The following is a 12343-nucleotide window of genomic DNA, read 5'->3' on the forward strand; positions in this document are numbered from 1 at the left end:
CGAGTCTTCAAGATCGCGATTTGTGCACGGCTTCACAAGCGCCTACTCTGTTCCAACGACGAACCCCGCTAGCACAGGCGGTAACCGCCTTGGTGACCGGCCCCATGGTCGGACTCGTAACGGGTGGAATCGCAACCAGTCGTCGTCTCGGAGACTCATGAGCCAGCAGCGCACCGGCCCGACGGACGGACCGGACTTTCCGGACCTGCCGGAGGCGACCGTCGCCAGGCTTCCGGAGTACCTGCGCGCCCTGCACCACCTCGCCGAGGAAGGGCACGACACGGTCTCCTCGGAGGGTCTGGCCGCGGCCGCGGGCGTCAACTCCGCCAAGCTCCGCAAGGACCTGTCCCACCTGGGCCGCACCGGCACCCGCGGCGTCGGCTACGACGTCACGCTGCTCATCGACCAGATCGAGCAGGTGCTCGGGCTCACCCACCGCCGGGCGGTAGCGCTCGTCGGCGTGGGTAATCTCGGTCACGCCCTGGCCGGGTACGCCGGCTTCGGCAACCGTGGCTTCCGCATCGCCGCGCTCTTCGACGCCGACCTCGGCCGGGTCGGCGAGCACATCAACGGCCTGGTCGTGCGGCACGTCGACGACCTGCCCGAGGTGGTGAAGGAGGAGTCGATCTCCATCGCCGTGATCGCCACCCCGGCCCACGCAGCCCAGCACGTGTGTGACCGGCTCGTCGCCGCGGGCGTCACGAGCGTCCTGAACTTCGCACCCTGCGTCTTGAACGTGCCGGAGGGTGTGGACGTGCGTAAGGTCGATCTGGCCATCGAGTTGCAGATCCTGTCCTTCCACGAGCACCGCAAGTCCGCGCTGACGGCGCTCCCGGCGGTGCAGAAGCCCGGGCGGGTCGGAGTGGCCGACCGGCTCGGCGGGGAGGCGGTGGGCACGTGACTGCGAAGGCGAATCTCCTGGTCGTCGGGTTGTCGCACCGGACTGCGGGGGTTCCGCTGCTGGAGAGGCTCACGCTGAGCCCCGGCGAGATGCCGGCCGTGCTCGCCGAGCTCGTCTCGCAGCAGTACGTCGACGAGGCCGTCGTCCTGTCGACCTGCAACCGCGTCGAGGTCTACGCCGCCGTCACCGCGTTCCACGGCGGCCTCGCCGACGTCGGCGGCGCCCTGGCCGCCCGGGCCGGGCTCGCGATGCACGAGCTGGCCCCCCAGCTGTACGTCCACTATGAGGTCGACGCCGTCCGGCACGCGTTCCGGGTCGCCGCCGGCCTCGACTCGATGGTCGTGGGCGAGGCGCAGATCCTCGGCCAGCTCCGCGACGCCTACGGCGCGGCCGGCGATCAGGGCTCCGCGGGCCGGCTGCTGCACGAGCTGCTGCAGCAGGCGCTGCGGGTCGGCAAGCGGGTCCACGCCGAGACCGAGATCGACCGGGCCGGGCAGAGCGTCGTGAGCGCCGCCCTCGCCTACGGGCAGGGCGCCACCGCGCCGGTCGACGGGCGCCCGGCGCTCGTCATCGGGGCGGGCGCCATGGGCGCGCTGTCGCTGGCCACGCTGCGGCGGGCCGGTGCTTCGCCGCTGTACGTCACCAACCGTAGCCACCAGCGCGCCGAGCGCCTCGCCGAGCTGCACGGCGCCGAGGCGGTGCCGTTCGCCGAGCTGCCGTCGCTGCTCGAGCGGGTCGACGTGGTGGTGAGCGCGACGGCGTCGCCGGAGCCGGTGCTCGACGCGCCGCTCGTCTCGGGGGCCGGGCGCGACCTGCTGATCCTCGACCTGGCTATGCCGCGCGACGTCGCGCCGGCCGTGCGCGACGTGCCCGGCGTGACGCTGGTCGACATCGAGCTGCTGTCCGAGTCGCTGTCCACCCCCGCCGACGCGGAGGAGCGGGCCGGCGAGGAGATCGTCGCCGCCGAGGTCGAGGCGTTCCTGACCTGGCTGCGCGGCGCCGACGTGGCCCCGACCGTGGCCGCGCTGCGGGCCCGGGCCGACGAGGTCGTCGAGGCCGAGCTGCGCCGGCTCGCCCAGCGCTGCCCCGAGCTGTCCGACGAGGCTCGCGGCGAGGTGTCGCACAGCATTCACCGGATCGTCCAGCGCCTGCTGCACCAACCGACCGTTCGCGTGCGGCAACTGGCCGCCGAGCCGGGCGGCGAGGCTTATGCTCAGGCGCTGCGCGAGCTGTTCGACCTGCAGGTGCCGACATCCGGCATCAATCCGACCGAGGCTTCCGAGGTGCATCCGTGACGCTCAGGCTGGGCACCCGGGGTAGCGCGCTGGCCATGGCGCAGTCGACGACCGTCGCCGACGCCGTGCGCGAGCGCACCGGGCGCGACGTGGAGCTCGTCGAGATCGTCACGTCCGGCGACCGCTCGAGCGCGCCGATCCAGCAGCTCGGCGTGGGCGTGTTCGTCTCCGCCCTGCGCGACGCGCTGCTCAACAAGGAGATCGACTTCGCGGTCCACTCCTACAAGGACCTGCCGACCGCGCCGGCCGAAGGGCTCGTCGTGGCCGCCGTCCCGCTGCGGCAGGACCCGCGCGACGCGCTGGTCGCCCGCGACGGGATGACGCTCAACGAGCTGCCCGACGACGCCCGCATCGGCACCGGCGCGCTGCGCCGGATCGCCCAGATCAACGCGCTGGGCCGGCGCCTGCACGCGGTACCGTTGAGGGGCAACGTCGACACGCGTCTGCGCAAGCTCGCCGAGGGCGAGTTCGACGCCATCGTTCTCGCGCACGCCGGGCTGGCCCGGCTCGGCCGCGGCGGCGAGGCGACCGAGGTGCTCGATCCGCTCCTGATGCTGCCCGCCCCGGCGCAGGGCGCACTGGCCGTCGAGTGCCGCGAGGACGATGCCGAGCTGCGCGAGGTGCTCGCCGCGCTCGACGACGAATACACCCGCGCGGCGGTGGCCGCCGAGCGGGCGCTGTTGGCCGAGCTCGAGGCGGGCTGCTCCGCCCCGATCGCGGCGCTGGCCGAGGTCGCCGAGGGCGACGAGGGGCCGGAGATTTATCTGCGCGGTGCGGTGTTCAGCCCGGACGGCGGCTTCGCCCTCCGGCTCTCGCGCACCGGAACGCTCGCCGACGCCGCGGAGGTGGGCCGAGCCCTGGCCCGCGACCTGCGCGAAGAAGGCGCCGACAACGCACTGGGAGTGCAGCATGACCCGCACCCGTAAGGGCAGCACCGGCCGGATCGCCTTCGTCGGGGCCGGCCCCGGCGACCCCGGCCTCCTGACCCGCCGCGCCCATGAGGCGCTGGTTTCCGCCGACCACGTCGTCTACGACCGCAACGTACCCGAGCCGCTGCTCGCCGCGATCCGCGCGGAGGCCGACCCGGAGGCGCAGTTCAGCCCGGCCGAGGGGGCTCCGGGCGACGTCGCCAAGGTGCTGCTGTCCGCGGCCCGCTCCGGCCTGCGCGCCATACACCTGGTGGGCGGCGACCCGCTGGCCCACGAGACGGTCCTCAAGGAAGTCCAGGCCGTCGCCCGCACCGCCGTGCCGTTCGAGGTCGTGCCGGGCATCGGCCAGGCCGCCGGCGTCGCGACCTACGCCGGCGTGCCGCTGCCGGGCGTGCGGGTGACCGCCGACGTCGACGACGTGCAGTCCGTCGACTTCGAGTCCGTCGCCGCGGCCGTGGCCCGGGGGTCCTCGGCCATGGCCGTCGACGCGGGCGACCTCGCGGCCGTCCGCGACGGGCTGCTGGCCGCCGGGGTCGACCCGGCCACGCCGGTGTCGATCACCGGCGACGGCACGGGCGAGACGCAGTACAGCTCCGCCTCCACCGTCGACAGCATGGTCGCCGCCGCGCTCGGCTTCGCCGGCCGCGTGGTGCTGTGCCTGGGCGCCGGCGTCGCGCAGCGCGAGAAGCTCGGCTGGTGGGAGAACCGCCCGCTGTACGGCTGGAAGGTCCTGGTGCCGCGCACCAAGGAGCAGGCCGGCGCGATGAGCGAGCGGCTGCGCGCCTACGGCGCCATCCCGTGCGAGGTGCCGACGATCGCCGTCGAGCCGCCCCGCACCCCGGCGCAGATGGAGCGGGCGATCAAGGGCCTGGTCGACGGCCGGTACGCCTGGACCGTCTTCACCTCGGTCAACGCCGTCCGCGCGGTCTGGGAGAAGTTCGCCGAGCACGGCCTCGACGCCCGCCACTTCGGCGGCGTCAAGGTCGCCTGCATCGGCGAGGCGACCGCCGAGGCGGTGCGCGGCTTCGGCATCGTGCCCGAGCTGATCCCGTCCGGCGAGCAGTCCTCCGAGGGCCTGCTGGCCGAGTTCTCCCCGCACGACGAGGTGCTCGACCCGGTCGGCCGGGTGCTGCTGCCCCGCGCCGACATCGCCACCGAGACGCTCGCCGCCGGGCTCACCGAGCTCGGGTGGGAGGTCGACGACGTCACGGCGTACCGCACGGTCCGCGCCGCGCCGCCGCCGGCCGACATCCGCGACGCGATCAAGTCCGGCGGGTTCGACGCGGTGCTCTTCACCTCGTCCTCCACGGTGCGCAACCTGGTCGGCATCGCCGGCAAGCCGCACGCCCGCACCGTCGTCGCGGTGATCGGGCCGAAGACGGCCGACACCGCCGTCGAGTTCGGCCTGCGGGTGGACGTCCAGCCGCCGCACGCGTCCGTGCCGGACCTGGTGGAGGCGCTGGCGGGCTACGCTGTGGAGTTGCGCGAGAAGCTCGCCGCGATGCCGGCGAAGCAGCGGCGTGGCTCGAAGGTGCAGGGCCCGACCGCCCTGCGGTTCCGCTGAGGTTTTTCCGCACGAGGTTTGACATAAGGGGTCATCCGACATGGGATTCCCGGAGATTCGCCCGCGCCGGCTGCGTCGCACTCCCGCGATGCGCCGGCTCGTGGCCGAGACGCACGTCCGGCCGTCCAACCTGATCCTGCCGATGTTCGTGAAGGAGGGGCTCACCGAGCCCCGCCCGATCAGCTCCCTGCCCGGGGTCGTGCAGCACTCCCGCGAGTCGCTGCGCAAGGCCGCCGTCGAGGCGGTCACCGAGGGCGTCGGCGGTCTCATGCTCTTCGGCGTGCCGGAGCGGCGCGACGAGACCGGCTCCGGCGGCATCGACCCGGACGGCATCCTCAACGTCGCCATCCGCGACGTGATCTCCGAGGTCGGCGACGCGACCGTCGTCATGTCCGACCTCTGCCTGGACGAGTTCACCTCGCACGGGCACTGCGGCGTGCTGGCCCCCGACGGCTCCGTCGACAACGACGCCACGCTGCGGCAGTACGAGCTGATGGCCCTGGCCCAGGCCGAGGCCGGCGCGCACGTGCTCGGCCCGTCCGGGATGATGGACGGCCAGGTCGGGGTCGTGCGCAGCGCCCTCGACCGCGCCGGGTACACCGAGGTGTCGCAGCTGGCCTACGCCGTGAAGTACGCCAGCGCCTTCTTCGGCCCGTTCCGGGAGGCCGTCGAGTCCGCGCTGACCGGGGACCGCAAGTCCTACCAGCAGGACCCGGCCAACCTGCGCGAGGCCCTGCGCGAGGTCGCCCTCGACGTCGAGGAGGGCGCGGACATGGTCATGGTCAAGCCCGCGCTGCCGTACCTCGACGTGCTCGCCCGGGTCGCCGAGATGGTGGACGTGCCCGTGGCCGCCTACCAGGTCTCCGGCGAGTACGCGCTGGTCGAGGCGGCCGTCGCCAACGGCTGGCTGGAGCGCGAGCGCGTGATCCTCGAGACGCTGACCTCGATCCGCCGGGCCGGCGCCCAGATGATCCTGACGTACTGGGCCAGTGACGCGGCTCGCCTCCTGTCCAAGATCTGATTGCCTCAGCCGGTCCGGTCGCCTGCCGAAGTATTCCGCAGGACAACGACCGGACCGGACGGGGGCACAGTCTTGGAGCAGCAGGAGCGGCTACCCGTGCCGCTGTGCCCGTATGGCCCCTACCATGCGCTGAGCCTGCGCGTTCACGAGCTCACCGTCCAGGGCCGCAACAGCCAGGCCCTGGAGCTGGCCGACCGTCATCAGGGGGTCGTGGAGCTGCTCGGTGACGAGCGCTCGACCGCGATGATCAATCAGGGCCGGATGTACGCCCAGATCTCCCTCGGCCGCCTCCAGGAGGCCCTCGTCACGGGCGAGCGGCTGCTGCAGCGGCACCGCGACCGCGGCTTCCGGGCCAGCGAGGCCCGGGCGCTGGCCGACACCGCCGAGGTCCTGATCAAGCTGGGCCGCCTCGACGAGGGCCTGCACCGCCTGGCCAACGCCAGCCGGGTGCTCGAAAACGTGCCGCTCAGCAACGTGCGGTACATCGCCGCGCTCTCCTCGATCTGCGAGGCCGCCCGCGCCGCCGAGCTCTACGAGCTGGCCGACGCCTCCGCCGCGTACTCGATGGAGGCCTTCCCGATGACCCCGATCCAGCGCGCCTCGGCCGAGCTCCAGCGGGCCGAGCTGCTGCTGGAGTGGGGGCTGCGGCTGGAGCACGTCGGGCTGGTCGAGGAGGCCGACGTCCGCTTCGCCCGGGCCGTGGTCCTGGTCCGCGACCTGGCGACGATGGGCTTCGACGACGCCCCGCTGGCCGCCGCCCTCTACGCGCTCGCCCTGGTCAAGACCGGCGCCGTCGACGCCGCCCTGGAGGCCGCGGCCGGCCTGGTCGTGCCGCTGCGCGACGGCGGCCACGAGCACGAGGCGCGGCTGGCCCACCTCGCGCACGGCATCGCGCTGCGCTGCCGGGGCGACTACCAGGCCGCCCGCCGCGAGTTTCTGGCCGCCGCCGAGCTCGCCCCGCTCAGCCCGCAGCGGCTCATCTTCCAGTTCGAGCTGGCCCACCTGGCCGCCGTTGCCGAGCCCGGCGAGTCGGCCGACGCCCTGTTCGGCGCCGTCCGGGCCCAGGCCCGCCACCTGTGGCAGCTGCGCAACGAGCGGCGCTCGATGCTGCAGCAGGCTCGCCGCCGGGCCGAGCTGGAGGCGGCGCGCGAGCGTGCCGACCGGGCCGCGGCCCAGGACCCGCTGACCGGCCTCGGCAACCGCCGCCAGTTCGACCGCCAGCTCGACCGGCTCGCCGACGCCCGCGGCGGCGCGGTCGGGCTGCTGCTCGTCGACGTGGACCGGTTCAAGGGCATCAACGACCGGTACTCGCACGGCGTCGGCGACCGCGTGCTGCGCGAGGTCGCCACGGTGCTGCGCGCCCACTGCCGCCAGGACGACGTGGCCGTGCGGCTCGGCGGCGACGAGTTCGCCCTGTTCCTGCGCTGCGACCTGGGCACGGCCGCGCGCATCGGGGCCCGCATCCGCGACGTCATCGCCGCCCGCGACTGGACCGAGTTCGCGCCGGGCCTGCGGGTCACGCTCAGCATGGGCGTGGCCCAGCTCGCCGACGGCATGGACGGCCGCGATCTCTACGACCTCGCCGACCGGCACCTCTACGCGGCCAAACGCAGCGGCCGCGACCGGGTGGCGGCCGCCGCCTGAGCGCGCCACCGCGCGCCCGGGGCACGGTCAAGCAGGAGAAGGCGCGGCGGGCTGAGCCTGTGTGCCCGCGGAGCGGGCATGGGGGTCCGGGGTGGAAACCCCCGCGCCGGAGGCGCTTTCGGCTGTAGTGCCCGCGGAGCGGGCATGGGGGGTCCGGGGTGGGAACCCCCCGGCGCGCCCGCGCCGGAGGCGTGCGCCGACGGCGCTTTCAGCGCGCCCGCGCCGGAGGCGTGCGCCGACGGCGCTTTCAGCGCGCCCGCGCCGGAGGCGTGCGCCGACGGCGCTTTTCGGACTGGGCTCGGACGCCGCGGGCCCGGGAGTCACGGACCGCGCCCACGGCGGACATCGCGGTAGCTCAAATCGGGCATTTTGGGCGTGTTGCGGCGGTTCCTCGGCGCTGCTGTCGCAGAATAGTAAGCGCAGGTCATCGGCCTGGTTACGGCACCGCGCGGGGGAATCTGCAGGTCGGGGCGCTGTCAGGAAAATGACAGTTGCCCGATTGGGTACGTTCGGCCCTCGTTGCCCCCATCGTGAGATGGCTCGTCACCGGAGGCGCCGGATACATCGGCGCGCACGTCGTCACCGCCCTCAGCGAGGCGGGCATCGAAACCGTCGTCCTCGACGACCTGTCCACCGGACGTGCCGCCCGGGTGCCGCTCGGGGTGCCCCTCCTGCGGGCCGACGTGCGCGATGCCGCGGTCGTGCGCGAGCTGTTCCGCCGCCATCGGCCCCACGGCGTGATCCACCTGGCCGCCCGCAAGGACGTGGCCGAGTCCACCGCGCACCCGCTGCGCTACTACCAGGACAACCTCGACGGGCTGCGGGCCGTGCTGGGCGCGGTCGCCGCCGTCGGCACCCGGTCCGTCCTGTTCTCCTCGAGCGCCGCCGTCTACGGCACGCCGCGGCGCTCCCCGGTGCGCGAGCAGGACCCGGCCGAGCCGGAGAACGCCTACGGCCGTACCAAGCTCGTCGGCGAGTGGATGCTGCGCGACGCGGCGGACGGGTGCGGGTTCCGGCGGGGCGCGCTGCGGTACTTCAACGTCGCCGGCGCCACCGCACCCCACCTGCGCGACGAGGGCGGCACCAACCTCCTGCCCCGGCTGCTGCGCGCGGCCGCGCTCGGCATCCCGGCGACCGTCTACGGCACCGACTACCCGACCGCCGACGGCACCGCCGTGCGCGACTACGTCCACGTCGCCGACATCGCCGACGCGCACGTGCGCGCCGCGCTCGCCCTGCACGACGGCGAGCTGCGCGACGAGGTGCTCAACGTCGGCCGCGGCGAGGGCGCCTCCGTGCTGCAGATGATCGCCGCCGTCGCCGGTGCCCTCGGCCGGCCCCTGCCCTTCGACGCCGCGCCGCGCCGCCCCGGCGACCCGGCCGCCGTCCTCGCCAGCCCCGACCGCATCCGCGCCCGCCTCGGCTGGCGGGCCCGCCACGGGCTGCCCGCCATTGTCACGAGCTCCATCGCCGAAGTCGCCAAAGCCGCCTGATCTAAGGAGCGCCGCCCCTTGAAGTCCCGGATCATCGCTGGTGCCCTCGCCCTGCTGGGCGCGGCCGGCATCGCCCTGGCCCAGCCCGCCCTCGCCGCCGCCGCCCCCAAGCAGCGCATCGACCTGCGGGTGCTGGTCCTCGACGACGGCACCACCGGCATCGACACGCTGCGCGCCCAGCTCGACCGCGAGGGCGTGCCCTACGACACCATCGCGCTGGGCACCGACGGCCGCCCCGCCATCACCCCCGCCTACCTCGCCGACACCGTGAGCGGCGTGCGCCGGGCCAGGTTCCAGGGCGTGATCCTGCCCAACGAGGGCGCGGTCGCCGGCGCCGAGGCGACGGCCCTGGCCGACTTCGAGCGCGAGTTCAAGATCCGCCAGATCGACGCGTACACCTGGGCCAACCCCAACGTCGGGCAGAGCACCGCGTGGAGCGGCGTCCTCGACGGGGCCACCATGCACGTGACCGCCGCCGGCAAGGCGGGCGGCTTCGGGTACCTCGCCGGGCCCGTCGCCGTCGACGACCGCGACCCGGCCGTCCTCGAGTCGTACGGGTACCTCGGCACCCCCGCCCCGGCCGCCGGCGCCACCTTCACCCCGCTCGTCACCGCCACCCCGCCCGGCGGCGGCACCAGCGGCTCGCTGATGGGCGTCTACGCGCACGACGGGCGCGAGGAGCTGGCGATCACGCTGGCCGCCAACCGGTACCAGACCCACGCCATGGAGCTCGGGCACGGCCTCATCACCTGGCTCACCAGGGGCATCCACCTCGGCTACGCGCGCAACTGGTTCAGCGTGCACGTCGACGACGTCTTCCTGCCGGACGACCGCTGGGACACCGTGCACAACTGCACCGTCGGCGACGACTGCAACCCGCAGCGGCAGCCGGCCGTCCAGCCGTACAACACCACGATCCGCATGACCAAGGACGACGTGAACGCGCTGGTCGCGTGGCAGAAGTCCCGCGGCGTCAAGCTCGACATGGTGTTCAACGGCGGCGGCAGCGTCGAGGCCGGCGCGGGCGACCCGCTCACCGCGGCGTTCGTGAAGAACAAGGGCCAGTTCCGCTGGATCAACCACACGTACGAGCACCCGTACCTCGGCTGCGTCCAGGACTTCGCCGTCACACCGTGGCGCTGCGCCACCGACGCCCCGGGCCGGACGCGGTGGGTGTCGCAGGCCGACATCTCCGCCCAGATCAAGCAGAACGTCGACTGGGCGCGCGGGAAGGGCCTCACGCTCGACGCGAGCGAGCTCGTCACCGGCGAGCACTCCGGGCTCAAGTCCCTGCCGCAGATGCCGAACGACAACCCCAACCTCGCGCCGGCGCTGAACGCCAACGGGGTCAGGTACGTCGCCTCGGACGCCTCCCGCGAGCAGACCGCCCGCGCCGTCGGCAACGCCACCACCGTGCCGCGGTTCCCGCTGAACATCTACTACAACGTCGGCAGCGTCGCCGAGGAGGTCGACGAGTACAACTGGCTGTACACCCGCAAGGCCGACGGCGGCAGCGGCATCTGCGAGAACAATTCGGCCTCGACCTGCATCCGCCCGCTCGGGGCGGACGGCTTCGCCCGCTACATCGTGCCGATGGAGTCCCGCATCGCCTACGACCACGTCGTGTCCGGCAACCCGGCGCCGCACTACGCGCACCAGTCCAACCTCGCCGAGGACCGCGTGCTGTACCCGGTGCTCGACGCCGTCCTGGCCCGCTACCGGGCCACCTACACCAGCGCCACCCCGGTGATCAACCCCAAGTTCGCCGAGTCCGCGCTGCAGAACCGCCGCCAGGCCGCGTGGTCCGCGGCGAGCCGCTCGGTGGAGGCGTACCTGCTGGGCGGCAAGGTCACGATCAACAACAGAGCAACGGGCTCCCTCGACGTGCCGCTGACCATGCCCAACGGCAGCAAGTTCGTCACCGCCTCGGTGTTCGGCGTCGAGGTCACCGGGGCCGCGTTCGGCGATGCCTACGGCGGCGAGCGCTCGGCGTGGCGCTCGATCGGCAAGGGCGGTCAGCAGCTGCTCCGCGTGAGCTGACATGAGAGTCGTCCTGGTCAACGAGGGCACGTACCCGTACGCCACCGGCGGCGTCAGCACGTGGTGCGACCAGCTGGTGCGCGGACTGTCCGAAGTGGAGTGGGACCTCGTCGCCATCGTCGGGACCGAGCCGGACCGCCCCGCCATTCCGCTGCCCGGCAACGTCCGGTCGCTGCACCCGGTGCCGGTGTGGGGGCCGCCCCGCCCGGCCCGCGGCCGGCCCGAGCGCGCCGCGGCCCAGCTGTGCCGCGGCATGCTCGGCGACTCGGCGGCCGACCTCGTGGTGTTCGGCGAGGGCCTGCGCGCCCTCGCCGAGCTCGCCGTCGGCCGGACCCGCTTCGGCCGGCGCGCCGGGCGTCACCCGCTGGCCGGCACCGGCCTGGGCGACATCCTGCTCGACGCCTGGGCCCGGGCCGGCGCCGAGGGGATCCGCCTGCCGCGGCTGACGCTGCGGGAGGCGGACGAGGCCGCGGTACTGCTGGAGCACGCCCTGCGCCCGCTCGCCGCTTCGGTGCCGCCGGACGCGCAGCTGGTGCACGCCAACGCCAACGGCCTCTCCGCGATGGTCGCCCTCGCGGCGAAGTGGCGGCTCGGGGTGCCGTTCCTGATGACGGAGCACGGGGTGTACCTCCGGGAGCGCTACCTCGCCGCCGGTGCCCAGTCTCCGGGCGTCAAGACGGCGCTGCTGCGCTTCCACCGCGCCCTGGCCCGGCTCGCCTACTGGGAGTCCGACCTCGTCGCGCCGGTCAGCGGCTTCAACGCCCGCTGGGCGGTCCGCCACGGCGCCGACCCGGCCAAGCTCGCCGTCATCGGCAACGGCGTCGACCCGGCGCGCTTCGCCCGGCTCGCCGACGAGCCCGCCGAGCCGGTCATCTCGTGGGTCGGCCGGATCGACCCGCTCAAGGACCTCGAGACGCTCATCCGCGCCCTCGCCATCGTGCGCGAGTCGGTGCCGGACGCCCGCCTGCACCTGGCCGGCCCGGTGCCCGACGGCAACGAGTCCTACGCCGCCGACTGCCGCGCCGCCGCGGCCGCGCTCGGCCTCGAGGCCGCGGTGACGTGGGCCGGCCCGTGCGCCTCCAGCCGCGAGGCGTTCGCGGTCGGCCAGGTCGCGGCGCTGTCGAGCATCTCGGAGGGCATGCCGTACACGGTGCTCGAGGCGATGATGTGCGGCCGCCCCACGGTCAGCACCGACGTCGGCGGCGTCGCCGAGGCGGTCGGCGACGCGGGCCTGGTGGTGCCCCCGCGCGACCCGGCCGCGTTCGCCGCCGCGTGCGTGGCGTTCCTGTCGTCGGCGCAGTTCCGGTCCGCGATCGGCGCCCGCGCGCGGTCGCGGGCGCTCGGGGAGTACACGCTGGACCGCTGCGTTTCCGCCTATCGCGACCGTTACCGGACCCTGACGGGCGCTGAGGCGTTGGTTCCGGCATGAGCGTATATATCGGACGATTCTGGTGGG

At 74.0% G+C, this 12343-nt stretch carries 9 protein-coding genes; all 9 read left to right on the forward strand.

The features are described 5' to 3' along the window. The first annotated feature begins 157 nt into the window (after nt 1-157). Nucleotides 158-901: a redox-sensing transcriptional repressor Rex gene (locus ACQEVU_RS54485; RefSeq protein WP_433338967.1), complete on the forward strand. Its 744-nt coding sequence runs from the start codon at nt 158-160 to the stop codon at nt 899-901. Next, the gene (locus ACQEVU_RS54490; RefSeq protein ID WP_433338969.1) at nt 898-2196 is read left to right on the forward strand and encodes a glutamyl-tRNA reductase; all 1299 of its coding nucleotides are present in this window, start codon (nt 898-900) and stop codon (nt 2194-2196) included. Before ACQEVU_RS54485 ends, ACQEVU_RS54490 begins: the two co-directional genes overlap by 4 nt. Beyond that, nucleotides 2193-3122: a hydroxymethylbilane synthase gene (gene hemC / locus ACQEVU_RS54495; protein ID WP_433338971.1), complete on the forward strand. Its 930-nt coding sequence runs from the start codon at nt 2193-2195 to the stop codon at nt 3120-3122. Before ACQEVU_RS54490 ends, hemC begins: the two co-directional genes overlap by 4 nt. After that, nucleotides 3106-4689 carry a uroporphyrinogen-III synthase gene (locus tag ACQEVU_RS54500; RefSeq protein ID WP_433338973.1) on the forward strand — a complete coding sequence of 528 codons (1584 nt, stop codon included), beginning with the start codon at nt 3106-3108 and terminating at the stop codon, nt 4687-4689. The genes hemC and ACQEVU_RS54500 overlap by 17 nt, the downstream gene beginning before the upstream one ends. Nucleotides 4690-4729: 40 nt before the next feature. After that, nucleotides 4730-5710 (forward strand): porphobilinogen synthase, encoded by a 981-nt coding sequence (gene hemB, locus ACQEVU_RS54505; protein ID WP_433338975.1) that lies wholly within the window; start codon nt 4730-4732, stop codon nt 5708-5710. A 72-nt stretch (nt 5711-5782) separates the two neighbouring features. Next, the gene (locus ACQEVU_RS54510) at nt 5783-7354 is read left to right on the forward strand and encodes a diguanylate cyclase (protein ID WP_433338977.1); all 1572 of its coding nucleotides are present in this window, start codon (nt 5783-5785) and stop codon (nt 7352-7354) included. Nucleotides 7355-7884: 530 nt separating this feature from the next. Further along, nucleotides 7885-8847: a UDP-glucose 4-epimerase GalE gene (gene galE, locus ACQEVU_RS54515; protein WP_433338979.1), complete on the forward strand. Its 963-nt coding sequence runs from the start codon at nt 7885-7887 to the stop codon at nt 8845-8847. Between the two features lie 18 nt (nt 8848-8865). Further along, nucleotides 8866-10887, forward strand: a complete 2022-nt coding sequence (locus ACQEVU_RS54520) for a hypothetical protein (protein WP_433338981.1) — start codon at nt 8866-8868, stop codon at nt 10885-10887. A gap of 1 nt (nt 10888) precedes the next feature. Further along, entirely contained in the window at nt 10889-12316 is a 1428-nt protein-coding gene (gene pelF, locus ACQEVU_RS54525; protein ID WP_433338983.1) for a GT4 family glycosyltransferase PelF, read from the forward strand. Nucleotides 12317-12343: the final 27 nt, after the last annotated feature.

This window comes from Dactylosporangium sp. CA-139066 (assembly GCF_050936175.1).
Taxonomy (GTDB): Bacteria; Actinomycetota; Actinomycetes; order Mycobacteriales; family Micromonosporaceae; genus Dactylosporangium.